Source organism: Streptomyces sp. NPDC020965 (genome assembly GCF_044333555.1).
In the GTDB taxonomy this organism is placed as follows: Bacteria; Actinomycetota; Actinomycetes; order Streptomycetales; family Streptomycetaceae; genus Streptomyces.
The window spans coordinates 63,624-87,288 of the sequence record NZ_JBIRRE010000005.1; the positions used below are offsets into that span (position 1 = coordinate 63,624).

General features: G+C 71.2%; 18 protein-coding genes. 9 read left to right on the forward strand and 9 right to left on the reverse strand.

Going from position 1 to position 23,665, the window contains the following annotated elements:
* Positions 1-2: 2 nt before the first annotated feature.
* The 5 genes from ACH4S7_RS16880 to ACH4S7_RS16900 form a co-directional block, all read right to left on the reverse strand.
* Entirely contained in the window at positions 3-1,109 is a 1,107-nt protein-coding gene (locus ACH4S7_RS16880) for an ATP-binding protein (RefSeq protein ID WP_398521953.1), read from the reverse strand.
* Entirely contained in the window at positions 1,106-1,843 is a 738-nt protein-coding gene (locus ACH4S7_RS16885) for a response regulator transcription factor (protein WP_398521954.1), read from the reverse strand. Before ACH4S7_RS16885 ends, ACH4S7_RS16880 begins: the two co-directional genes overlap by 4 nt.
* 92 nt (positions 1,844-1,935) lie before the next feature.
* Positions 1,936-2,643, reverse strand: a complete 708-nt coding sequence (locus ACH4S7_RS16890) for a spermidine synthase (protein ID WP_398521955.1) — start codon at positions 2,641-2,643, stop codon at positions 1,936-1,938.
* Between the two features lie 202 nt (positions 2,644-2,845).
* The gene (locus ACH4S7_RS16895) at positions 2,846-3,316 is read right to left on the reverse strand and encodes a hypothetical protein (RefSeq protein ID WP_398521956.1); all 471 of its coding nucleotides are present in this window, start codon (positions 3,314-3,316) and stop codon (positions 2,846-2,848) included.
* Positions 3,317-3,335: 19 nt separating this feature from the next.
* Complete coding sequence (locus ACH4S7_RS16900; protein WP_398521957.1) at positions 3,336-7,295, reverse strand: polymorphic toxin-type HINT domain-containing protein; 3,960 nt, start codon at positions 7,293-7,295, stop codon at positions 3,336-3,338.
* A 287-nt stretch (positions 7,296-7,582) separates the two neighbouring features.
* Here ACH4S7_RS16900 and ACH4S7_RS16905 point away from each other — a divergent pair, with 287 nt between their 5' ends.
* Positions 7,583-8,089 (forward strand): hypothetical protein, encoded by a 507-nt coding sequence (locus ACH4S7_RS16905; protein ID WP_398521958.1) that lies wholly within the window; start codon positions 7,583-7,585, stop codon positions 8,087-8,089.
* Positions 8,090-8,697: 608 nt separating this feature from the next.
* The gene (gene lon / locus ACH4S7_RS16910; RefSeq protein WP_398521959.1) at positions 8,698-11,103 is read left to right on the forward strand and encodes an endopeptidase La; all 2,406 of its coding nucleotides are present in this window, start codon (positions 8,698-8,700) and stop codon (positions 11,101-11,103) included.
* A 124-nt stretch (positions 11,104-11,227) separates the two neighbouring features.
* On the opposite strand, the gene ACH4S7_RS16915 is transcribed toward lon, so the two are convergent.
* Positions 11,228-12,106, reverse strand: a complete 879-nt coding sequence (locus ACH4S7_RS16915; RefSeq protein ID WP_398521960.1) for a lysozyme — start codon at positions 12,104-12,106, stop codon at positions 11,228-11,230.
* A gap of 223 nt (positions 12,107-12,329) precedes the next feature.
* On the opposite strand from ACH4S7_RS16915, the gene ACH4S7_RS16920 reads away from it, so the two are divergent.
* Positions 12,330-12,842, forward strand: coding sequence for a MarR family winged helix-turn-helix transcriptional regulator (locus ACH4S7_RS16920; protein WP_398521961.1), 513 nt, complete (start codon positions 12,330-12,332; stop codon positions 12,840-12,842).
* 273 nt (positions 12,843-13,115) lie between these two features.
* Here ACH4S7_RS16920 and ACH4S7_RS16925 read toward each other — a convergent pair whose 3' ends face one another.
* Positions 13,116-13,907 carry a hypothetical protein gene (locus ACH4S7_RS16925; protein ID WP_398521962.1) on the reverse strand — a complete coding sequence of 264 codons (792 nt, stop codon included), beginning with the start codon at positions 13,905-13,907 and terminating at the stop codon, positions 13,116-13,118.
* Between the two features lie 374 nt (positions 13,908-14,281).
* Here ACH4S7_RS16925 and ACH4S7_RS16930 point away from each other — a divergent pair, with 374 nt between their 5' ends.
* Genes ACH4S7_RS16930 through ACH4S7_RS16950 form a run of 5 tightly spaced genes read left to right on the forward strand, consistent with a single transcriptional unit; the run spans position 14,282 to position 20,265 of the window.
* Positions 14,282-17,392: a nitrate- and nitrite sensing domain-containing protein gene (locus ACH4S7_RS16930; protein ID WP_398521963.1), complete on the forward strand. Its 3,111-nt coding sequence runs from the start codon at positions 14,282-14,284 to the stop codon at positions 17,390-17,392.
* Entirely contained in the window at positions 17,389-17,871 is a 483-nt protein-coding gene (locus tag ACH4S7_RS16935) for a roadblock/LC7 domain-containing protein (RefSeq protein ID WP_398521964.1), read from the forward strand. Before ACH4S7_RS16930 ends, ACH4S7_RS16935 begins: the two co-directional genes overlap by 4 nt.
* Positions 17,868-18,290, forward strand: coding sequence for a DUF742 domain-containing protein (locus ACH4S7_RS16940; protein ID WP_398521965.1), 423 nt, complete (start codon positions 17,868-17,870; stop codon positions 18,288-18,290). Before ACH4S7_RS16935 ends, ACH4S7_RS16940 begins: the two co-directional genes overlap by 4 nt.
* A 37-nt stretch (positions 18,291-18,327) precedes the next feature.
* Positions 18,328-18,960, forward strand: a complete 633-nt coding sequence (locus ACH4S7_RS16945; RefSeq protein WP_398521966.1) for a GTP-binding protein — start codon at positions 18,328-18,330, stop codon at positions 18,958-18,960.
* Between the two features lie 39 nt (positions 18,961-18,999).
* Positions 19,000-20,265 (forward strand): styrene monooxygenase/indole monooxygenase family protein, encoded by a 1,266-nt coding sequence (locus ACH4S7_RS16950; protein WP_398521967.1) that lies wholly within the window; start codon positions 19,000-19,002, stop codon positions 20,263-20,265.
* Here ACH4S7_RS16950 and ACH4S7_RS16955 read toward each other — a convergent pair.
* Positions 20,208-21,743 (reverse strand): NlpC/P60 family protein, encoded by a 1,536-nt coding sequence (locus ACH4S7_RS16955; RefSeq protein ID WP_398521968.1) that lies wholly within the window; start codon positions 21,741-21,743, stop codon positions 20,208-20,210. The genes ACH4S7_RS16950 and ACH4S7_RS16955 overlap by 58 nt on opposite strands.
* Before the next feature lie 127 nt (positions 21,744-21,870).
* A complete protein-coding gene (locus ACH4S7_RS16960; protein WP_398521969.1) occupies positions 21,871-22,227 on the reverse strand; it encodes a hypothetical protein in 357 nt (118 codons plus the stop codon).
* 182 nt (positions 22,228-22,409) lie between these two features.
* Between ACH4S7_RS16960 and ACH4S7_RS16965 the strand changes: the two genes are divergently transcribed.
* Positions 22,410-23,663 carry an ABC transporter substrate-binding protein gene (locus tag ACH4S7_RS16965; protein WP_398521970.1) on the forward strand — a complete coding sequence of 418 codons (1,254 nt, stop codon included), beginning with the start codon at positions 22,410-22,412 and terminating at the stop codon, positions 23,661-23,663.
* The last annotated feature ends 2 nt before the right edge of the window (positions 23,664-23,665 follow it).

Sequence of the window (23,665 nt, forward strand, 5' to 3'; positions counted from 1 at the left end):
CGTCAACCTCGGGTCGAGTGGAGGCCCGGAAGGGTGACCAGGATGCGGCACCCGCGGGCCGATTCGGCCACCCCGATGCGCCCGCCGTGCAGATCGACGGCCCAGCGGGCGATGGCGAGCCCCAGACCCGTGCCGCCGTCGCCACCGGTGCCGTGCGGAGCGCCGGTCGCGCCCCGGTTGAAACGCTCGAACACCTGGTGGCGCTCCTGCTCGGGGATGCCGGGCCCTTCGTCCACCACTTCCAGATCGAGCGACTCGGGCTCCGGACCGCGCCGTGCCCGTACCGTCACCCGACCGTGCGGGGGTGAGTGCTTCACCGCGTTGTCGATCAGATTGGCCACCACCTGGTGCAGCCGCTCGGCGTCCGCGTGCGCCGTCAGCTCCGGCGGCGACACATCCAGGTGCAGATGCACGTCCGTACGGGTGTGATGGCCGGACCCCGAGGCCAGCCGGCGCTGGGCGGCGGCGAGGTTGGCCTCCTTCAGCACCCCGGAGAGATAGGGCCACACCTCGAAGCGGCGGGCCCGCAGCGGGACGACACCGTTGTCCAGCCGGGAGAGGTCCAGCAGCGTCTCCACCAGCCGGCCCAGCCGCTCCGTCTGCTTGAGCGCGGTGCGCATGGTCTCCGGGTCGGCGGCCGAGACCCCGTCCACCACGTTCTCCAGTACGGCGCGGAGCGCGGCGATGGGGGTGCGCAGCTCGTGCGAGACATTGGCGACCAGCTCCTTGCGGTGCCGGTCCACCGCCTCCAGATCGTCCGCCATGCGGTTGATCGTGGAGGCGAGGTCACCCAGCTCGTCCCGGCGGTCCGCGCCCCGCACCCGGCGGGTGTAGTCCCCGTGTGATATTCCCTTCGCCACCGTGTTCATCTCGTCCAGCGGAGCGGTCAGCCCGTGCGCCACGAACTGGGTGATCAACAGGGTGGCGATCACCGAGAAGACGGTGATGAACCGCAGCTCGGTGGAGGTCTTCAGGGCGACCAGCAGCAGGCCCGTGGTGATGAAGACCGAGACGACGACGAGGGTGCCGAGCTTGGTCTTGATCGTGATCGAGACGGACCTCCTGCGGGGCGCCCCCGTGGGAGATCCGCCTCGGGGGTGGTGCCTCATGGAGCGGGCGTCTCCAGTGCGTAGCCCACGCCGTGGACCGTACGGATCCGCTCCGCGCCGATCTTGCGCCGCAGGGCCTTGATGTGGCTGTCGACCGTCCGGGTGCCGGAGGCGTCCGCCCAGTCCCACACCTCGGCGAGTAGCTGCTCCCGGGAGAGGACCGCGCGCGGGGTGTTCGCCAGGCAGACCAGCAGATCGAACTCGGTGGGCGTCAGATGGACGTCATCGCCCCGGACCCGGACCCGCCGCTGGGCGTGGTCGATCTCCAGCTCGCCCAGCCGCAGGATCCCGCTCCGGGGGGTCACGGCGGCGAGCGCGGCCCGCTCCACCCGGCGCAGCAGTACATGTACCCGGGCGGCCAGCTCACGCATGGAGAACGGTTTGGTCATGTAGTCGTCGGCGCCGACCCCGAGCCCCACGAGCATGTCGGTCTCGTCGTCGCGGGCCGTGAGCATCAGCACCGGGACCGGGCGCTGGGCCTGCACCCGACGGCAGACCTCCAGCCCGTCGAACCCGGGCAGCATCACGTCGAGGACCATCAGATCGGGCTGCCACGCCTCGGCCGCGTCGACGGCGGCGGGCCCGTCGACGGCGGTCTGCACGAGGAACCCCTCGGCCCGCAGCCGGGCGGCGATGGCGTCGACGATGGTCGCGTCATCCTCGACCACCAGTACCCGGCGCTGGGCGCCCGGAGTGGCCGCGACGCCATTGTGGCCGGTCTGTGTCTGTTCCATCGCCCGCCCCTGTAAGCGCTCTCTCAAGTCTTACGCTCGTTGATAGATCCGGTGTGTGACTCAGCAGCGTAAGGGGAGTTGCGGGGTCCCGGCTACGCAGGCCGAACGGCGAGGTGGACGACGTCGGGTACGCCCCGGGCAACCCGGATCTCTTCGGTTCTTACCTTGGTGAATCCGGCATTCCGCAACGTCTCTTCGAAAGCGGGGGAGGGTTGCGCGGACCAGACGGCGAGGACGCCGCCGGGCGTCAATCGCCGCTGGCAGAGGGCGAGTCCGTCCGGTGTGTACAGGTTCTCGTTGTCGTCGGTGACGGTCCAGTCGGGTCCGTTGTCGATATCCAGACAGAGCGCGTCATACCGGTCGTCACTGGTGCGGAGTTGGCCGAGTAGATCCGTGGGCAGGATCACGCTCCGGGGGTCGGCGAGCGCGGCGGCGGAGATCCGGGCGAGCGGCCCCGTGCGATGCCAGTCGATGATGGCCTGCTCGCGCTCCACGACGGCGATCCGCCCCCAGTTCGGATTGGCGGCGGCATGGGCGAGCGAGAAGCCCACGCCGAGCCCGCCGAGCAGGAGGGAAGGGGTCTGTTTTCCGCCAGTGACGAGCGTGTCGTAGGCGGCGTCGACGAGCAGCCGCTCGGACCGCCCGTCGGAGGTGTCCATCAGGAAGCACCCATTGGCGATGATCTCGTGATGCGCACCGCGCTGCCGGAGAACCACCTCGCCGTAGGGGCCATGACGACGATCGAGGGTGCGGGGGGTGTCGCTGAGCATGGGACCTCCGGTCGGGGTGGTGGAGGTCATGGTGGTGGGCGGTTCGGGCCGGGACAACTGATTTCGGCCGTTCTGGGGTGGGGGCTTCTTCTGCGTGGGTGGCCGCCTTCCGCAGACCTGGTGGGGTGGGGCCCCGGCCCCCACACACGGACGCCGGACGGGCTGGAGTCAGCCCGTCCGGCGTCCGTGCGTCACCGGTGATCGCGTGCGGCCCTACGGGGCGGGCGCGCGGTCACGCCTCCCAGCGGGCCTGAAGATCCTCGCAGGAGACGGTCAGGGACCCGCCGCTGAAACGGATCTCGTGACCGCAGCCGTTTCCGGCCGGGAGGATTTCATCCAGCAGGATCCGGTCAAGACCCTGCGGGTACTCCTCGTCCTCGCCGTCGGGGTCGACCTCGATGGAGAACTTCGAGATGCCGCGATACTCGATCGTGAGGCATTCGGTGTGCATCCAGGGATTCGGTGAGAGACGAAGGGTCGCGGACGGCCGGGGATCGTCACTGAAACGGACGTCGACCACCTTGAGATTCTTTACGCACCGGGGATCCCCGAAGGCGTAATGCGCGGGGTCCTGAGCGAACTCCCGGGCCCCCGGGGGCAGCGATTCCGACAGGTCCGGCAGCACGGCGAGATAAGGATTCGGATCCAGATGGTAGCCGGGGAACTCATCATCCTCCCGCCATTCCACGATCACATGTTCCATGCCTTGCGCTTTCCCTTCGCTAGCAACTGATGCCGAATCGCTGATTCAGTGACTTCGCCTTGCCGTTGAGAGTCTTCTCGATCGCGCTCGGGAGGGTGGGGGCTTCCGTCCACCCGTGCTTCCAGATCCAGCCGTTCGGCCCCCGGACGCCGACCTCCTTGCCCTTCTCGTAGATGTGCATCTCCCAGCTCGCCTCGCCGCCGTTGCCGTTGAACTGATCGAGTTCGCCGTGGAACTTCCCGCCGAGCGGAATCTTCTTCCGGGGGGCGGGCATGGCCACGAAGATGTTGTGGACCAGCACCTCGGCCTTGCCGGCGACAACGTAGTAGCTGCTGAGGCCGTCGACCGTCAGGTTGTACGCGGGCTGGACCGTCTTCCGGTGGCTCACCCCGCTGATCCGCACGGAATCGCCGTCAGCGGTGCGGAGGGCTTCTCCGGCGCCGAGATCGGACGCGTCGATCCATCGCTTCGACGTCTCGGACCAGAAGGGGTGATGGTCGGTGGCCGTCACCGTGCCGCCGCCGTCGAGGGTGATGTCGGTGAAGTCCCGGTCGTCGGGGGTGTAAATGGTGGCATCGACACGACGCGGTCCGGAGACGCCCGTCTCGGGGTCCGTGGCGATGACCGAGTCACCGACCCGGACCTGCTCGATGGGAAGCGTGGAGCCGTTGGCCATCAGAACACTCGTACCGGCGGGGAAGCTGTGCTTCTTGGGAGGCTTGACACACGGTACTTCCGGACGGTGCTTGCTGCCCTTAGCTATGCCCTCGACGCCGTCGACGGCCTTGTCGAGGAGTTTCACACCCCGGCCGGCCGGAATGACGCCGACCCCGGCCATGACGCACTGACCGAGCTTCGGATTCTCGATGCACTTCTGGATATCGGCGCCACCGCTGAGTTCCCAGATGACTCCCAGGATGCCGGGGTCGGGAGCCTCGGGCAGTTTGACCTCGTAGTCACCCGGCGCCAGCTGGCAATTGATCAGGCTGCCGACCTCCCGGTGCGGGGGCGGGACCTCGCAGACGCGCTTCTCGCCCTGCTTCTTCTTCTCCTCGGCCTCCTTCTTGCGGCGTTCCTCGGCCTCGCGGCGGGCGGCGGCCTCTTCCTTGTCGCGGAGCTTCTGGGTGTCGGCCCACGCAGCGGAGGCGAGCTTGTCGGCCTCCTCCGAGCTCTTCCCGGCGGCGATGGCCGATTCACGGGCCCAGGCGGCGGAGTCCTCGGCCTGAGCGGCGGACTCACGTGCGTAGGCGGCGGAGAAATCGGCCTGGGCGGCGGACTCCTCGGCGGCGGCCGCGTCCCGGTCGGCCGCGGCGGCGGCCTCACGGGCGGTGGTGGCGGACTTCTGGGCGTCGGCCGCCGACTTCTCGGCCGCGTCGGCGGAGGTGTCCGCGTCCTTGGCGTGCTGGAGCGCAGCGGCAGCGGATTTCTTCGCCTCGACCTCCGCCTTGCTCGCCTCGGCCGCGGCCTTGTTGGCGTTCGCGGCGGCCTTGGCGGCGCGCCAGCGGTTGACCTGGGCGTTCGCGGCGATCACGGAGCCCTCGGCGAGGAGCCGCTGGACCTGGGCGATGTGGTTGCTGGCGAGGTCGTCCTCGCGGGCGGCCATGTACTGGCCCACGGCGATGAAGTGGTTGAGCGTCTGCGGAGGTCCGGCCAGCGCGACGAGGGCGGCGGCCTTGACCTCGGGTCCGCCAGTGGCGGCGAGACGCGAGGCGATGACCTCCTGGTCGGAGATCCGGGCCGAGTACTGGGTGCTGTGCAGGAAGACGGCCATGGCCCGGCCGTCACTGGTGGCGAGGGCGGCCTCAGAGGCTTCCTTGACGCCGGTGCCCCCGGTGCTGTGGACCCGGGAGACCGCGACGGCGAGATCGTCTTCACCGGCGGCGTACTGACCGGACTGGTAGAAGTCGGTGATCTGCTCCGGCGTTCCGTTCAGCGCCTGGACGGCGGCTTCCCGGACGGAGGTGTACGGGCTCTGCGCGCCGAGCTGGAAGACCCTCTCCCGGATCTCGTCCTGTCCGGCCCGGTTCCAGCCGGTCCGCAGGTACTCCAGAACATCCGCGTCGGTGCCGGCCAGGGCACGGGCGGCGGCCTCCTGGCTCCACGGGCCGCGCAGGGTCATCGCCTCGATGGCGAGCTCGCGGCCCTTGGTCGCGACCGCCGGCACGTCGACGTCGGGCCGGGCGGCCTCGGTGGCGAGCGCGGCGGCGGTGGTGTCCAGGGACAGCGCCTTCGCCTGATGTGTGGCGGAGGCGGAGATGTACGCCTCGCTCTGGGCCTTGCGGCTACGGGCCCGCTCGATGGAGGCTTCCGTACGGGTGGCCAGATCGGCCGCCTCGACCTCACGCGCGATCGTGAAGACCTTCTTCGCCGTGGCGACCGCCTTGTCGGCCGCCTCGGACGCCCTCTTCGCCGCCTCCGCCTGCTTCGTCGCCTGCTTCGCCCACGCGGCCGCGGCCAGCGCCTGCTTCGCGGCCTCCTCCGCGGCCGCCGCGGCGTTGTTCGCGTGCACGGCGGCGGAGTTCGCCGCGTCGCGCGCCTCGAACGCCGCCTCGGCGGACCTACGGGCCAGGGCCATGGCGTTGTTCGCCGCCCGGTTCGCCGCGTTCGCGTGACGACGCGACTCCGCAGCCGCCTCCCGCGCCTCGGCCGAATGGGCACCGGCCGTGTCGGCGTGCCGGCTGGCCGCCTCGGCCGAATCCGCCGCCGCGTTCGCGTTCGCGCCCGCGCTCAGCGCGCTGCGCGCCGCCGCCTCCGCGGCCTGTGACGCCTTGCCGGCCTGCTCGGCGGCCTTGCCCGACTCCGTCGCCAGACCCGCCGCCGTCCGCGCACGCTTCGCCGCGTCCCGTGCGTCGGCGGCCTTCCCCGCGTCACCCGCGGCCGCGATGGCGGCGTTGTGGGCGTCGTTCGCCGCGTTCGCCGCCGCAGCGGCGGCGTTCGCCGTCTGTGCCGCCGCCAGCGCGGCCCGGCGCGCGGCGTGGTTGGCCGCGTTCGCCGAACCGATCGCCTGCTGCGCGGCCGAGGCCGCCGCCCGCGCCGCGTCGGCCGCCTGCTTCGCGAAGACCGCCGCCCGCTTGGCGTCGTTCTTCGCCAGCTCCGTCTCCCGCGCGGCCTTCGCCGCCGCCGCCTTCGCCAGCTCCGACGCCTTGATGGCCTTGACGGAGGCGTCCTGTGCCTTCTTCGTCGCGTCCTCGGCCTGCTTGCCGGCCCGCCGGGCCTGCGCGGTCAGCTGCTCGATCGTGGAGTGTTCCTGATCGCGGTTGCGGGCGACGTACTGCCCGATCTCCAGGAACTCCGAGATGTCGTCCGCGCTGCCCCGCAGGGCGAGCTTGGCGGCGGCCTTCACATTCGGCCCGCCGGAACTGAACAGCCGCGAGACCGCGACCTCGTCGTCGGACTCCTTCGCCGAGTACCGACCCAGGGAGAGGAACTTCGCACGGTCCTCTGGCGTGCCCTTCAACGCGGCCTTGCCCGCGTCCTGCACTCCCACGCCGCCCATCGAGATGATCCGCGAGATCTCGACCTGCCGGTCCTCGTCCAGCGGGGCCTGCCAGCCGTTCGCGAGGAAGGCGACCAGTTCGTCCTCGGTGCCCTTCAGCGCCTTCTCGGTGGCGTCCTGGACAGCCGGTCCACCCACCTGGAAGATGCGGCTGGCCTCGATGTAGTTGTCGTCGTACTCGATCGAGTCCACCGTGGCGAGGAACTTCACGATGTCGTCGGCGGTGCCCGTCAGCGCCTGCTCGGCCGCTTCCTTGACGCCCGCGCCGCCGGACTGCCAGTACTCCACGGCCAAGGCCCGGTCATAGTCCCGGAACTCGTCCACCGGCTCGGCCGTCGCGGCGGGCGAGGCGCCGATCAGACCGGCTATCAGCGCGACCGGCAGCAGCGTGGCCCCGGCCCCCCGCCGCAACGACGAGGCCGACCGCGGCGCGCGGCCGGATCTGCCCCAGGGTGGCTTGGTGAAGAGTGATCGCCGACGCATGGGCGATTCCTGCCTTTCAGATAAGAGCAACCGTTGCGTACGCGCTCGCAATGAGCGGCCCCGCCCGCCGGTGTCAACTGCGCATGGGACACGACGCCGCGGAGGCCGTAAACGCCCGCTTTCAACCGAGAAGTGCTGTCGCGTCAGACGCGACGAAAACGCCCATGGAGCGGCGTACCTCACACCATGTCTCGGGAAGTCGGTTGATCTTACATATGCTTTACTTATGCGAAAATATCGGGCCTTTGTCTGCCCAACCCCCTGATTACCGGAAGGTATCCGTGGCCATGACCCGTGCCCGCAAGGCACTCCTCGCCAGTCTCACCGCCTCGATCGCGGCGGCCGTCGGCATGACCGGCCTCGGCATCTCCCACGCCGACCCGCAGCCCCGCGCCGCCGCCCCGGCCGCCGCCGAGATGCCCTACGCCGTGGAGGACTACATCCACCCGGGCGCCGACCGCATCCAGCAGGAGCAGCAGATCCTGCTCAAGCGCGGCGACGGCAACATCATGCTCGTCGCCTGCGAGGGAACCACCGACATCATGGTCAAGTCCCGGGTCGGGGCGAAGGAGTTCTGCTTCGACGTCAAGGCGAAGAAGGGCTACCTCACGCTCGAACTCGCCGACGCCTTCGGCATCTGGACCGAGGCGTACGCGGTGAAGGCGACGATCACCCCCGCCGACGGTGCCGGCAAGAAGACCGTCATCGACGCCCCCGCCAACGGCTACAAGCCCTTCGGTGAAGGGGTCGAGGGCGGCGAGCGCTCCATCCTCCTCGAACTCCGCGTCGGCTAGTCCTCCTCGCACAGCCCCCGTGCTCCGGGGCGGGGGTTCGGTGGCGCGCGGGCCCCGGGTCCCGCTTTCCTTACGGTGACCGGCCGGATCGGCGGGGTGACCGGCCGCTCGTGCCGTCCGGCACCACCGGCGCGCGCCCTTCGCGGGCCTGCCGTGCCACGCGCCGTGCCGTCGCACCAGGCGCGGAGTCGGATGGGTCCGTCCGGACCGGGGGGCGTTTGCCGTCCCTTTCCGGCCGGGCCCGCCCGGGACCCAGTCCCGCCGCCACCCGCGGGGGCCTGCCGGCCGGAGCGCCGGTCCCGGCGAGATCGTCCGCCAGGCACCTCCCGCCGCCCCCCGTCCACCGGTGTCGCGCACCGGCCCTTCGGTGATCACATCGCGACGGTGGAAGCGCCCCCCGACCGGCGCCCCGCTCGCCTCCTCCCTTGAACCCCGCATCCGGGCCCTCCGCCACGGCCCTGCCCCCTGGGCCCCTGCGCCGCCGCTCCCCGCCACCGGCCCGCTCCCGTACCCCCTCGATCGCTCAGAGCGAACAGCGGGCCGGGAACATCTCGACCTCCCCAAGCATTGAGTGCGTATAGCTCAAGTTCACTGCCAAAGGGGAGATCATGGCTTCGACGTCCACACCACTCACCCTGCCCGTGCTGCCCCTCGATGACGAGGTCGTGCTGCCCGGAATGGTGGTGCCGCTCGATCTGAACGACGCCGATGTACGGGCCGCCGTGGAGGCCGCGCAGGCCGCCGCGCCCGATGGTGGTGACAGCAAGCCCCAGGTGCTCCTTGTTCCGCGGGTCGACGGGAAGTACGCCGGGACCGGTGTGCTCGGCACCGTCGAGCAGGTCGGACGGCTCTCCGACGGGGATCCCGGCGCGCTCATCCGTGGGCGCGGGCGGGTGAAGATCGGTGCGGGTACCACCGGGCCCGGTGCCGCGCTCTGGGTCGAGGGGACCCGGATCGACGAGGTCGTGCCCGACCCCCTGCCCGGACAGGTCGCCGAGCTGATCACCGAGTACAAGGCGCTGGCCACCGACTGGCTCAAGAAGCGGGGCGCCTGGCAGGTCGTGGACCGGGTCCAGCAGATCGAGGGCGTCTCCCAGTTGGCTGACAACTCCGGATACTCACCGTTCCTGACCACCGCGCAGAAGATCGAGCTGCTGGAGACCGCCGACCCGGTGACCCGGCTCAAGCTGGCCACCGAGCAGCTCCGGGAGCACCTCGCCGAGCAGGACGTCGCCGAGTCCATCGCCAAGGACGTCCAGGAGGGCGTCGACAAGCAGCAGCGCGAATTCCTGCTGCGGCGCCAGCTCGACGCCGTGCGCAAGGAGCTGCGCGAGCTCAACGGCGAGTCCGACGGCGACGAGTCCGACGACTACCGCGCCCGCGTAGAGGCGGCCGATCTGCCGGAGAACGTACGCGAAGCCGCCCTCAAGGAGGTCGAGAAGCTGGAGCGGTCCAGTGACCAGAGCCCCGAGGGCTCCTGGATCCGCACCTGGCTCGACACCGTGCTCGAACTGCCGTGGAGCGAGCGCACCGAGGACTCGTACGACATCCAGGGCGCCAAGAGCGTCCTCGACGCCGAACACGCGGGTCTCCAGGACGTCAAGGAGCGCATCACCGAGTACCTCGCGGTCCGCAAGCGCCGGGCCGACCGTGGTCTCGGGGTGGTCGGCGGACGGCGTGGTGGCGCGGTGCTGGCGCTCGTCGGGCCGCCGGGTGTCGGAAAGACGAGCCTCGGAGAGAGCGTCGCGCACGCGATGGGGCGGAAGTTCGTCAGGGTCGCGCTCGGCGGCGTCCGGGACGAGGCCGAGATCCGTGGCCACCGTCGTACGTACGTCGGTGCGCTGCCGGGCCGGATCGTCCGGGCGATCAAGGAGGCCGGGTCGATGAACCCGGTGGTCCTGCTCGACGAGATCGACAAGGTCGGCTCGGACTTCCGGGGCGATCCCGCCGCCGCCCTCCTCGAAGTCCTCGACCCCGCACAGAACCACACCTTCCGCGACCACTACTTGGAGGTCGAACTCGATCTGAGCGATGTCGTCTTCCTGGCCACGGCCAATGTGCTGGAGGCCATCCCGGAGGCGCTGCTCGACCGGATGGAGCTGGTCAGGCTCGACGGGTACACCGAGGACGAGAAGGTCGTCATCGCCCGGGACCACCTGCTGCCGCGTCAGTTGGAGCGGGCGGGCCTGGCGGACGGCGAGGTCGTGCTCGCGGACTCGGCGCTGCGCAAGCTGGCGGGCGAGTACACCCGCGAGGCGGGCGTACGGAATCTGGAGCGCTCCATCGCCCGGCTGCTGCGGAAGGTCGCGGCCGAGCACGAGCTCGGCGATCGCGAGCTGCCGTTCGCCATCGGCGCGGAAGAGCTGCGCGCCCTGATCGGACGGCCGCACCATGTGCCCGAGTCCGCCCAGGACCCGGCCGAGCGCCGTACCGCAGTGCCCGGTGTCGCCACCGGACTCGCGGTGACCGGCGCGGGTGGTGACGTCCTCTTCGTGGAGGCGTCGCTCGCCGACCCGGAGACGGGCGCGTCGGGGCTGACCCTCACCGGTCAGCTCGGCGATGTGATGAAGGAGTCGGCGCAGATCGCGCTGAGCTTCCTGCGGTCGCACGGCGCGGAGACCGAGCTGCCGGTCGCCGACCTCAAGGACCGGGGTGTGCACATCCACTTCCCGGCCGGAGCGGTGCCGAAGGACGGTCCCAGCGCGGGCATCACGATGACGACGGCGCTCGCGTCGCTGCTCTCCGGGCGGCTGGTGCGGACGGACGTGGCCATGACGGGTGAGGTGTCGCTGACCGGGCGGGTGCTGCCCATCGGCGGTCTGAAGCAGAAGCTGCTGGCCGCGCACCGGGCGGGCATCACGACCGTGGTGATACCGAAGCGGAACGAGGCGGACCTGGACGACGTCCCGGCCGAGATCCTCGACAAGCTGGAGGTGCACCCGGTGACGGACGTCCGTCAGGTGCTGGAGATCGCGCTGGCCCCGGCCGGTGTCGCGGTCGCGGTGGCCGCCTGAGGCCCCCCCGCCGAGAGCGGTAGGAGGGCCCCGACCGGAAGACGTCTTCCGGTCGGGGCCCTCCGTCGTGTCCGCGCCGCCTCCCCGCCTGAGGACGGGGAGGAGACGGGGGAGTGGTGGGGCGTCAGCCGTTCGCGAGGGCCACGATCCGGTCATGGGCCCCGTTGAATCTGTTGTGATCGCCCACGATCGGTCCGGACGAGGTGTACTGCCACATCGTGTGCGTGGTCCAGCCGGCCGGGAGGGGACCCGGGGTGGTGTTGTAGCGGGGAATCCAGAGGGGGTTGCTCGCCCCGAAACCGGCGTAGTTGCCGGTGCACTGGGTCCACCAGGTGGTGGCGGCGTAGATCACCGCTTCCCGCCCGGTGCGGGTCCGGTACCGGTCCAGGAAGTCCCGGATCCACGACACCATCGCCGACTGCGATTTGCCGTAGCAGGCCGCCCCGTACGGATTCCACTCGATGTCGAGCACGCCCGGCAGGGTCCGGCCGTCCGGGGACCAGGCGCCGCCGTTGTCGACGAAGAAGTCGGCCTGAGTGGCGCCGCTCGCCGTATCGGGCGTGGCGAAGTGGTACGCGCCCCGGATCATGCCGACCGCGTACGAGCCGGTGTACTGCTGGGAGTGGTAGGGATTCTTGTAGTAGGTGCCCTCGGTGGCCTTGACGTACGCCCATTTCACGCCACTGGTCCAGAGGGCCGGCCAGTCGACGTTGCCCTGATGGCTGGAGACGTCGACGCCTTCCGTCTGGACCGCGCGGGTTTCGGGCGGCAGGGCTCCCTGGCCGTCGTGGGCGATGACGCCCATGCCGAGGTGCGCGGAGCCGCGCGGGGGGATGTCGGTCGGGTCGCTCGGGTCGGTCGCATCGGCCGCGCCGGCCGGCGAGGAGAGGGTCAGGAGAGAGAGGAGTACGAGGAGAGTGCCGGCCGCTGCCATGAGCGGGCGGCGGAGTCTCCCCGACGGGCTGCTGAGGGGAACGGTGGTTCCGGATCTGTGCACGGACACAGCGTGCCTCCGGTGGGGGGATCCGACGATGTGATGACATGCACGGTTGGAGCAATATGGTGTGCACATGCCATTGATCACGCTACGCACGTAGAACACCGATATGGAAGGGTTGCGGGGCAATGCCGTTGGTCTATGCCTACGAAATACTGGGCGAGCTGCGGTGATGGCGGGACGCCGGAGGAAACTTTCAGAGTCCGGAGAGCGCGCGAGGGGTGCTGACGTGCACAGAAGCGGTACGGGGAGCGAAGTCAACCCCGGTACGGAAGGGGGTGCGGAAAACGGCGCGGGAGGCGGCGTGGATGAGGTTTTCCTCGCCCTGGAGCGGGAGTTGGCCGTGTTTCTGCGCAGGGCCCGGGCGTCGAGCGGCGAGATGGCGCGCGAGGTGCACCCCGGACTGGAGCCCGCCGCCTACGGGTTGCTCGTCCGGCTCGAAGCGGCCGGTGCGCAGCGGGCCACGGAGCTGGCGGGCTACTTCGGGGTCGGCAGGGCGACGATGAGCCGTCAGCTCCGCGCGCTGGAGGAGCTGGGCCTGGTCACCAGGGAACCCGATCCGGACGACGGCCGGGCGTCACTCGTCCGGCTCACCACGGAAGGTCTGGAGCGATTCAGCCGAGTGAGGGACGCGCGGCGCGAGCGCTATGTCAGCGAGCTGGCCGCCTGGGACCGTGGCGAGCTGGCGGAGCTGGCCCGGTTGCTGCACCAGCTGAACGCGCGGGTGGGGGACGAGCCGTAGTCGCTCCCGTCGCCGCGCCGGCCGGGGGCGGCGGTCACGGCCCCGCCCGGAGCCCCCGGCCGGCCCCGGCCCCCGGCTAGTCCCAGGTCCAGCGCCGAGTGCCGGCCGGGCCCGCCCCGACCAATCCCGGGCCCCAGGCCCCCGGCCCGATGTCGCAGGCCGCGGCGCCCCGGCCCCGGGACCGAGCCTCCGCCCGGGCCCCCGGCCCCCTGCTCCCGACCCCCGGCCCGCCGCGCCACCGTCCCGCACCCGCACCCCCGGTCACCCGCGAGGTCACAGCTCCGCGAAGACCGCCGCCGCGTCATCGTGCAGCTTCCAGCGGATCGCCTCCGTGCGCGCCTCCGCCGCCGCCGACTCCAGCGCCCGGACCCGGTCGATCAGCCCCTGCGGCCCCTCCTTGCGCAGCACCCCCAGGGCCTCCGCCCAGCTCCCCTCCGCGAACATGTCCACCCAGCGCGACGCGCCGTCCGTCAGTGCCGCCACCGCGCGCACCTCGGAGCACGGCACCCGGCCGGTGACCGCGCGGGCCGCCACCCCCGGGTCCGCCGCCGCCGTGAAGAAACCGCCCTCCGCATTGCGCAGTGCGTCCGCCGACGCGTGGGTGAGGAGCTGCTCCCGGGGCAGCCGGTCGAGCCGGTCGTCCAGCACCGCGCGCACCGCGCCGTCGGGCGACTCCAGCAGGAGGGTCGAATCGGAGAGGACCAAATACTCCAGATCGCCCGCGGGGGCGCCCCAACGCGCGATCAACACCGTCGCCTGAGGCGTTCGAACGTGAGAAAGGTCACAGCGGTCGCGGTGTGCGTCGGCGGTGCGCCGGATTGCTGTCGAGAGAATCTCGGCCAGTGACAGATCTGTCCGAGAAGCGGACAGTTCGAGCAGGGCCCCGCCGAGTCGGGCGGTGAACCAAGGGACTCCATGCTCACAGCCGTAGTCACCGCGGGGTGGGGTGACCCCGTCCAGTGCCACGAGTGTTCCGCCCTGGCCGGATGCGGGCAGGGCAACGGATGCCCAGTCCTCGTTGGGGCGTTCGGGCGAGCCGGGTGAAGTGGCCAGTTCCATGCGCATGACCACCAGTCTGCATGACTTGTTCACGAGCCCCGCACAATCGTCAGATCGATCCGTACGGGCAGGTCAGGAGGTGTTCGAGGGCGATTTCGGACGGTCGTACCCGGCTGCGGGCGCGCATCCTGCCAAAGCCTGGCCGGAAGATCCAGTCAGCGTCCACGGATTGACTGCGGCGACCACCGAGAGGAGTTGTTCGCCAACTCCCCCGTGATGTTCACTCGTTCAGGTGGCGGAGCGGCCGATGTGCGCCGCCCTACCCAAAAGCGCTGGAATGGTCTTATGTCGTGGCAGGGGTGGGGATCTCGTGTGTGACCGGTCGTCATTTCTGCTTCAAGGTTCAAAGGTGGACGATTCAAGCAGGATTGCGAGCACCGGTGCAGAAGAAGCGGCCTCAGGCCCCCCTGGTCCCTGAGACGTTCCAGGCACAAGGCACCCCACCGGTCCCCGCCCCGCGCGGCCGGGCCAAGCGCGTGCGCAGCAGGCTGGTCATCGGCGTCGCCGTGGTCAGCCTGATCGTCGTCGGCGCGGGCGCACCCGGTGTGCTGTCCGCCTCCGCCGAACTCTCCGAGTCCCAGCGACTCGTGACCCTCGCCGAGCTGAACCGCCAGGCCGTCACCCTCGCCCACTCGCTCTCCGACGAACGCGACGAGGTCACCACCTACATCGCGGCCGGCCGCGATGAGCAGGAGGGTGAGAAGGCGGACCGGCGCGAGATCACCCCGGCCCGGAGCGCCCGCGTCGACCGGCAGATCGACGAGATCCGGGGCTCCGTCCCCGATGACCGGGCCGATCTCCGCCGCGACCTCTCCACCGTGCCCTCCGTCCGCCGTACCGCCCTCACCGGCAAGGGCACCGCGATGGAGGCCCACCGCGCCTACTCGGCCATCATCACCACCCTCCACGCCCTCGCCGACGAGCTCGCCGAGAAGACCCCGCCGCGCGCCCCCGACGGAGCCCGCGCGCCCGCCGATCTCGGCCTCGCCGCCGAGCAGGCGTCGGCCACCCGGGGGTTGCTGCTGGCCACCCTCGCCGTCCCCGGCGGCGAAAAGGCCGAGGAGACGATCGACGAGATCACCGGCCTGCCCGTCGAAGAAGGGGAGAGCGAGGCCGAGAAGGCCGCCGAAGAGGTCCGCAACGCCCTCAGCGCCGCCGCCCAGCAGTCCCGCGTACGAGAGCTCGCCGCCCTCGCCGACTTCGACCAGGCGGCGGACCGGGAGGCCCGCCACTCGCTCTCCGCCACCGTCACCGGCGCCGAGGTCAAGGCCGCCGAGAGCTATCTCGCCCGGCTCACCGACCGGCCCGAGCTGTCCGAGCGCGAGCTGAGGTCCAACCGGCAGAAGCTGGAGACCTCCCTCACCGCCCGGATCGAGCAGATGCGCGGGGTGGAGTCCTCCCTCGCCTCCGAGCGGATCACCGCCATGGAGGAGCTGCGGGACGACGACGTCACCGCGCTGGAGCTGCGGATCGCACTCCTCGGCGGCCTGGTGGTGCTCACCATCGGCGTCTCCGCCGGCATCGCCCGCACGCTCACCCGCCCGCTCGCCGTGCTGCGCATCGGCGCCACCCGCATCGCCGCCGCCCCCGAGGTGGAGGAGCCGATCGGCTTCACCGGCCGTAACGACGAATTCGCTCAGGTCGTACGGTCCCTCAACAGCCTGCACGGCAAGCTGCGGGAGCTGGGCGTCCGGGCCGAGCGGCTGGACGCCGACCGCACCGGTCTCGCGAGTTCCCGGGACGCGCTCGCCGCCCAGCTCGGCGCCGTCCGCGCCGAACTGCGCGAGAACACCGGCGAGCTGACCGCCGAACTCCAGCGGCTGCGGCACACCGTCGACCACACCTTCGTCAACCTCGCCCTGCGCTCACTCGGTCTGGTGGAGCGCCAGCTCAGCGTGATCGAGCACCTGGAGGAGCGCGAGCAGGACCCGGAGCGCCTGGCCACCCTCTTCAAGCTCGACCACATGGCCACCGTCATGCGCCGCCACAGCGAGAACCTGCTGGTCCTCGCCGGTGCCGAGCACGGCCACGGCCATCCCGGCGCGGTCCCCCTGGTCGATGTGCTGCGCGCCGCCGTCAGTGAGATCGAGCGGTACGAGCGGGTCGTCATCCAGTCCCTGCCGCCGCGCGTCCAGGTGGCCGGATTCGCCGCCGACGACCTCAGCCACCTCGTCGCCGAGCTGCTGGAGAACGCCACCGCGTTCTCGCCCCCGGACGCCCAGGTCGAACTCTCCGGCTGGCTGCTGGAGAACGGCGAGGTGATGCTCTCCGTCCAGGACAACGGCATCGGGATGACGGCCGGCCGCCTCGCCGAGCTGAACACCCGGCTGGAGGACCCGGAGGAGTACGAGATCCCCTCCGGCAGCCGGGACGCCGAGGGCCTCGGGCTGCGGGTCGCCGCCCTGCTGGCCGCGCGCCACGGCGTACGGGTGCAACTGCGCGAGCAGAAGCAGGGCGGGATCGCGGCCGTCGTCGTGCTGCCGCAGGGGCTGCTCCCCAAGGACCCGCCGGCCGGTCATGACTCCGTGGGCGGGGCCGGCGACTCCAGCTCCACCTCCACCCTCCAGCTTCCCGGCTCGGTGGCCGAGGCCAACTCCAACGCGCTGCCGACCACCCCGCGCCAGCCGCTGACCGCGGCGCCGGCCGTCCCGGCCGATGCCGGCCCGGTGTCCCGGGCCGCCGCGCAGACCACCCCGTACGAGATCACGCACCCCGCCGACCCCTCCGCCGCCCCGTACGCCGACCCGCTCGTGGAGGCCGCCGAGGCCGCCGTCCGCGCGGCGGAGCCCGATGCGCACGAGCGGACGGCCGACGGGCACCCGGAGCACGGGGACCCGGAGCGCACCGCGGCCGGGCCCGGCACCCCGGCGCCCGCCGAAAGCCGGGCCGGGAGCGCGGCCGAGAGCCCGGCCAGGACGGTGGACGAGCCCGGCGCCGGGATCGACGAGCCCACGTTCGAGATGCGGCTGCCCGAACCGCCCCCGGAGCCGACGTCCCCGGAGACCGCCCCGGCACCGGCGCCCGAGCCCACGCGGGCCCCCGCCCCGGCACCCCCGACGGAGCCCGCCGCGCCCCCCGTGGCGCCCGGGGCCGGCAGCCACCAGCCGGACCGCCGCACCCACGAACCTGACCGTCGCACCGACGGGACCGGCATGAGCGCGCCGCGCGGGGAGTCCGGGCGACCGGCCCCCGCCCGCGCCCCGGAACCAGTACCCGACACCGTGTCCGAGCCGGAGCGGGGGCCGCTCGCCGGTCCCGCGCCCGCCTGGGACCGGGTCACCGACAAGGGCCTGCCCAAGCGCACGCCCAAGGTCGTCAAGCCCGCCGCCGCACCCGGCGAGCGCTCCGGCAGCGTCGACGCGGACGCCCTGCGCCGAAGGCTCGGTGGCTTCCAGCGCGCGGCCGACCAGGGCCGCCGGGAGGCCGAGGCGGAGATCGGGCGTACGGCAACAGAGGACTCGGGGGACACAGTCGAGGAGGCACGCAGTTGACTGCGACCGGCACGTTCGGCCTGAGCAGTGAGGCCCGCAATCTGCACTGGTTGCTGACCAATCTGGTGGAGGAGGTGCCAGGGCTGTGCTCGGTGGCCGTCGTCTCGTCCGACGGCCTCCTCCTGCTCTCCTCCGACCCGACCCGTAACACCCCCAAGGCCGAACCCGGCCGGCAGGACGGCCCCAAGGGCTCCAGCGCCGATCTCGCCACCATCGTCTCGGGCATCGGCAGCCTCACCATCGGCGCCGCCCGGCTGATGGAGGGCGGCGGCGTCAAACAGACGATGGTCGCGATGGAGGACGCCTGCGTGTTCATCATGTCGATCAGCGACGGCTCACTGCTCGGCGTGCAGGCCACCGCCGACTGCGATATGTCCGTCGTCGCCTACCACATGGGACTCTTCGTGGGCCGCGCCGGACATGTGCTCACACCCGAACTCCGCAGCGAGCTGCGCCAGTCGTTGGAGGGCACACAGTGACACCGTCGTCCACCTCGCCGGGCAATCCGGCGGCGCTGCCGGTGCGCGGCGAGAACCGGCGCACCGCCCGGGTCCGCCCGTACTCCCTCACCGGAGGCCGCACCCGCTTCGGACACGTCCTGCTGGTCGAGACCTTCGTGGCCGCGATCGAGGCCCCGGCCGACCGCAAGGAGCTGCCCAAGGGCGATCTCTCCTCGCGGGTCATGCCGGAGTTGCAGGCCATCGTGGAGCTGTGCCGCCGGATGCGTACCGTCGCCGAGATCTCGGCGATCCTCAAGATGCCGCTGGGCGTCGTCAGGGTGCTGCTCAGCGACCTCGCCGACCAGGGGAAGATCCGTGTGTACGGCACCGGGCACGGCCCGGGACGCCCCGAACGCGCACTGCTTGAAAGGGTGCTGAGTGGACTCCGTCGCCTCTGAGACTCTGCCCGCCGGGGGACACCCCGAGCCGTGGTCGATGTCCACTGCCCCCGCCCCCGGCGCCGTCCCTGCCGTCGCCGATGAGGGCCTACGGGCCTGGCAGCTCGACCACACCCGGGCGCCCACGGTCGCGAAGATCGTGGTCGCGGGCGGCTTCGGGGTGGGCAAGACGACCTTCGTCGGCTCGGTCTCGGAGATCACTCCGCTTCAGACCGAGGCGCTGATGACCCAGGCGAGCGAAGAGACCGATGATCTCGCCGCGACGCCGGAGAAGATGACCACCACCGTCGCCATGGACTTCGGCCGGATCACGCTCGACGAGGATCTGGTGCTCTACGTCTTCGGCACACCGGGGCAGCAGCGCTTCTGGTTCATGTGGGACGACCTGGCGCGCGGTGCCGTGGGCGCGGTCGTGCTCGCCGACACCCGCCGGCTGTCGGACTGTTTCCCCGCGCTCGACTACTTCGAGAGCAGCGGGCTGCCGTACATCGTCGCCGTCAATCACTTCGACGGATCGGAACTGTTCGAGATCGAGGACGTGCGGGAGGCCTTGACCATACCGGTGCACATACCGATTGTGATCATGGACGCGCGCAACCGGGACACCGTAGTCGAGTCACTGCTCGAACTGGTGGCCCACGCGCTCGACGCCACCCCCGAACAGCCCTGAAGCCTCGAAACAGAAGTAACTGACGAAAGAGACATCCGGATGCGGAAGATACTCATTGTCGGAGCCGGTCAGTCCGGTCTCCAGCTCGCCCTCGGCCTGCTGTCCAAGGGCTACGAGGTCACCCTGATGTCCAACCGCACGGCCGAGGAGATCCGGGCCGGCCGGGTCATGTCCACCCAGTGCATGTTCCACACCGCGCTCCAGCACGAGCGCGATCTCGGCATCCACTTCTGGGAGTCCCAGGCACCGAAGATCGAGGGCGTGGGCGTCTCCGTCGCCGGACCCGGTTCGGAGCGGCTGATCGACTGGGTGGGCAAGCTCGACGGGTTCGCGCAATCCGTCGACCAGCGGGTGAAGATGGCCGGCTGGATGGAGACCTTCGCCCAGCGCGGCGGTCAGCTCGTCATCCATGGCGCGGCAGTGTCCGACCTGGACTTCTTCGCCCGTACCTACGATCTGGTGCTGGTATCGGCGGGCAAGGGCGAGCTGGTCTCCATGTTCGGCCGGGACGCCGCCCGCTCCCCGTACGACGCCCCGCAGCGCGCCCTCGCCGTCGCCTATGTGCACGGGCTCGGGCCGCGTCCGGAGCACCCCGAATTCGACGCGGTCCGCTGCAATCTGGTGCCCGGGGTCGGCGAGCTGTTCGTGATGCCGACCTACACCCACACCGGTCGCGCGGACATCCTCTTCTGGGAGGGCGTCCCCGGCGGGCCGCTCGACGCCTTCCAGGGCATCAAGGACCCGGGCGAGCACCTCGCCCTCACACTCGACCTGCTGGAACGTTTCCTCCCTTGGGAGTACGCGCGGGCCACCAAGGTCGAGCTGACCGACGCGGGCGGCACCCTGGCCGGTCGGTACGCCCCGACCGTACGGAAGCCGATCGGCCGACTGCCCGGCGGCGGCCTGGTGCTCGGCGTCGCGGACGTCGTCGTCGCCAACGACCCGATCACCGGACAGGGCTCCAACTCCGCTTCCAAATGCGCCGCCGCCTACCTCGACTCGATCGTGGAGCACGGGGACAAGCCCTTCGACGGTGCGTGGATGCAGGCCACCTTCGACCGCTACTGGGAGACGGCGCAGCACGTCACCAAGTGGACCAACGCCATGCTCGCGCCCCCGCCGCCGCACGTGCTGAACGTCATCGGCGCGGCCGGGCAGCTCCCGCCGGTGGCCCAGCGCTTCGCCAACGGCTTCAACGATCCGGCCGACTTCGAGAACTTCTTCTACGACGAGAAGCTCGCCGACGCCTATCTGGCCGAGGTCGCCGCCGCTGCCGCCCCGGCCGGGGCCGAGTCGGCCGAGTAACCGGTGTCCGGGCCCGCCGTGGCTCCCTCGGGGAGCCGCGGCGGGGTGTAGTCGGCCAGCGGGGCTTCGCCGAGGTCCGGCCGGACCGCGCCCAGCACCGGATTGGCCGCGAGCGGGGACACCTTGACCACGGCGCCCGGCCGTGGCGCCTGCACCACCAGCCCGTCGCCGAGATAGAGCGCCACATGGGTGGCTCCGGCGAAGTAGACCACCAGATCACCGGGGCGCAGCGAACGCAGCGGCACCCGGGGGAGCCGCGCCCACTGCTCCTGGCTGGTGCGCGGGATCTCCCGGCCGGCCCGGGACCAGGCGCGGGAGGTCAGCCCCGAACAGTCGTACGCGTCCGGGCCGGTCGCGCCCCAGACGTACGGCTTCCCGAGCTGTTCCACCGCGTACCGGACGGCCGCCGCGCCCCGCTCGGTCGGGTGGCGCGGTGCCGTACCGTCACCGCCCTCGCCGCCCCTGCCGTCTGCGGTGGCCGCGCCGGTCCGGTCGCCGGTGTGCGTGCCGAGTGCGCCGGGGGTGAGCAGGGCGTCCTGGGACTCGGGTGAGGTCAGGGCGGCGATCTGAGCCGGGGAGAGCGAGGCGAGCATCTTCTCGACCGCCCGCAGGCGCCGCGTGGCGGTGTCCCGGGCCTGGCGCAGCCGGGCGGTGAGGGCGCGTTCCCGGTCGAGGGCGCGGCGGGACGCGGCGACGAGCGCCCCGGCCCGTCGGGTGCCGGCCTCCAGCCGGGCGACGGTCGCCACCCGGTCGGCCGCCAGCCGGTCCATCAGATAGCCCTCGTCCAGAGCGCGTCGGGCGTTGGGGGCGAGCAGCAGCCGGAGATGGGCGGAGAGTTCGGACCGGCCCCGGTACTGGGCGCGGGCGAACCGGCCCGCGTCGCCCCGGGAACCGGCGAGGCTCTCCCGGGCGCGGGTCAGCGCGCGTCCGAGCCGGGCGGTCTCGGCGCGCTGGGTCCGCAACCGCGCCTCGGCCGACTGGAGCGCGGTGCCGGCGTCGTCGGACTGCCGGTAGAGGGTGCCCAGCCGGGCGAGGGCCTGGGGGACACCGAAGGGGGCCGCGCCGCCGGGGGCGACACCGGCACCGGCTTCGGGCGTCCCGATGCCGGTCGAGTCGGGTCCGGTCGAGTCGGGTCCGGTGGTCCCCGGGCCGGTCGCGCCGGGGTCGGTGGTGCCGGGCGCGGTCGATGCGGCACCGAAGGCGTCGGGACCGGTCGATGCGGACCCGAAGGCGTTGGGACCGGTCGACCCGATGGCGCTCCATGAGTCCTGCGGCGGTTGCGTCCCGGCCGGCCGGCCCGGCTCGTCGCGCCGGCCCGCCACCCTGCCGGTGGTGGCCTGTTCCTGTGCCGGAGCGGTGTGCGCCCGGGAGCCACCGGCCGGCACCGCCACGGCCGTGGGTCCCAGCGCGGGAACCGTGCCCGCCACCGCGGCCAGCGCCGCCGCCGTGCACACCGTACGGAGCAACCTGCCTGACACCGCGTCACCTCCCGGCCCGGGACGGTCGTCCGCCCACGGTCGAGCGTGGGTGCGCGCACGCCGGGGCGCCTCCGGGGTGGTCGGAACGGCGCAAGGGGATCACTCGTGGTGACGGAGTGCGCCCCCGCTACGGCGTGTCGCCGCGGCTCCCGGTCGCTCCGGTCGCTCCGGGCCCTCCGCTCTCCCCCGGGCCGGTGGGGCCGGTTCGTCTTCCGGACGCTCCCGGCTTCGACCAGGGCCAGCGCAGCTCACGGCGCTCCCGACCGTCCGGCGCGTACTCGTACTTCCAGCCGCGCTGGAGGCCGAGCCGCTTGGTGTGACCTGCCGGGGTGCGGTGGTACGCGTGGACTGTCGGCGGTGTGCCGTCGTCGTTCGGTACGGGGATCTCGTACCACTTCGGCGGGTGTCCGGTGGGTCCGACCAGAACCGGCAGCACGCGGCCGTCCAGCGGTCCGCCCAGGAAAGGGGTGTTCTCACTTCTCACATCGGCCAGTCTCGCCCAGACCGCGTCCGGTGACGCCATCGGGCACGCCCTCGATCCCGAACATCTGTCTCAAGGGTGGCCTGATGTCGAGCCATTGACACGCTGAAATTGCAGAGCTAGTTTCGGCCCAGGCCGAAACTCGGGCTCTGGCTCCCGCTCTCAGGTCCTTCCGGAGGCCCTTCATGAAGACAGGCTTCAAGCGCGCCGCCACTTCTCTCACCCTGTTAGCCCTCACGGCCGGGCTCATCGTCGGTTGTACGGAAGACGACGACTCGGGCAAGGTCACCGTCTGGATGTACCCGGTGATCATGGATCCCAAGGCCAACGCCGCCTACTGGAAGTCGATCGAATCCGACTTCGAGGAGGCGGAGGACGGGGTCGACGTCACCATCGAACAATTGCCCTGGGAGAACCGGGACCAGAAGCTCGCCACGGCCTTCGCCGGCAGCAAGGGTCCCGATGTCGTACTGCTCGGCCCCGACCAGATTCCGCAGTACCACGCCAATGGCGCGCTCGCGCCCGTGGACCGCGCGCTCAAAGAGTCGAAGGATGCGTTCCGGCCCGCCGCGCTGGAGGCCATGTCCCAGGACGGCAAGGTCTACGCCGGGCCCATCTACCACACCGTCACCAGCACGCTCTACAACAAGAAACTGCTGGCCAAGGCGGGGATAAGCAAACCCCCCACCACCTGGGACGAGATCAGGGCCGCCGCCCCGAAGCTGAAATCGGCCGGACTCACCACCCTGGACTACTCGGCGAGCAATGAGGCATCGCTCAATATGAGTTTCTACCCACTGCTCTGGCAGGCGGGTGGAAAGGTCTTCGCCGATGACGGCAAGAAGGTCGCCTTCAACGGCCCCGAGGGCGTCGAGGCGCTCACCTTCCTGACCGAACTCTTCGCATCGGGCGCCGTGCCCAAATCCGGTCTGACCAACGCCAATCTCTTCACCGACCAGGCCATGGGCAACCAGCGGGTCGCGATGGGATTCACCAACACGCCCGCCGACGCCCTCCTCGCCGAGAGGGCTTGGGGCAAGGACAATGTGATCGTCGGCGCCGCAATGACCGGCGCCAAACAGGTCAGTTTCGGCATGCCCGGGGGTCTTGGAATCAACGCGAAGAGCAAGAATGTCTCCGGTGCCGAGAAGTTCATCGCGTTCATGACCGCGCCGAAACAGATCGAGTCCATGGGCAAGGCCGGTGGCTTCTTCTCACCGCGCACGGATGTCACGGTGCCGAATTCCAGCCCGTACGCCAAGCAGTACGAGGAAGCCCTCGCCCACACCGTCCCCGGTGAACCCCATCCGGCCGCCCGCCAGCTCATGGCCCTCCTCAGCCCGGAGATCCAGGCCGCGCTGACCGGCAAGAAGTCACCCGAGGAGGCCCTCGACCAGGCGGCGAAGCAGGGCAACGACCTGCTGGCGCGGCAGCGCTGACG

Excerpts from the sequence above, each read along its gene's own strand:
- ACH4S7_RS16880 (WP_398521953.1), bottom strand. The coding sequence starts at position 1,109 with ATGAGGCACCACCCCCGAGGCGGATCTCCCACGGGGGCGCCCCGCAGG.
- ACH4S7_RS16885 (WP_398521954.1), bottom strand. The coding sequence starts at position 1,843 with ATGGAACAGACACAGACCGGCCACAATGGCGTCGCGGCCACTCCGGGC.
- ACH4S7_RS16890 (WP_398521955.1), bottom strand. The coding sequence starts at position 2,643 with ATGACCTCCACCACCCCGACCGGAGGTCCCATGCTCAGCGACACCCCC.
- ACH4S7_RS16895 (WP_398521956.1), bottom strand. The coding sequence starts at position 3,316 with ATGGAACATGTGATCGTGGAATGGCGGGAGGATGATGAGTTCCCCGGC.
- ACH4S7_RS16900 (WP_398521957.1), bottom strand. The coding sequence starts at position 7,295 with ATGCGTCGGCGATCACTCTTCACCAAGCCACCCTGGGGCAGATCCGGC.
- ACH4S7_RS16905 (WP_398521958.1), top strand. The coding sequence starts at position 7,583 with ATGACCCGTGCCCGCAAGGCACTCCTCGCCAGTCTCACCGCCTCGATC.
- lon (WP_398521959.1), top strand. The coding sequence starts at position 8,698 with ATGGCTTCGACGTCCACACCACTCACCCTGCCCGTGCTGCCCCTCGAT.
- ACH4S7_RS16925 (WP_398521962.1), bottom strand. The coding sequence starts at position 13,907 with ATGCGCATGGAACTGGCCACTTCACCCGGCTCGCCCGAACGCCCCAAC.
- ACH4S7_RS16945 (WP_398521966.1), top strand. The coding sequence starts at position 18,328 with ATGTCCACTGCCCCCGCCCCCGGCGCCGTCCCTGCCGTCGCCGATGAG.
- ACH4S7_RS16950 (WP_398521967.1), top strand. The coding sequence starts at position 19,000 with ATGCGGAAGATACTCATTGTCGGAGCCGGTCAGTCCGGTCTCCAGCTC.
- ACH4S7_RS16965 (WP_398521970.1), top strand. The coding sequence starts at position 22,410 with ATGAAGACAGGCTTCAAGCGCGCCGCCACTTCTCTCACCCTGTTAGCC.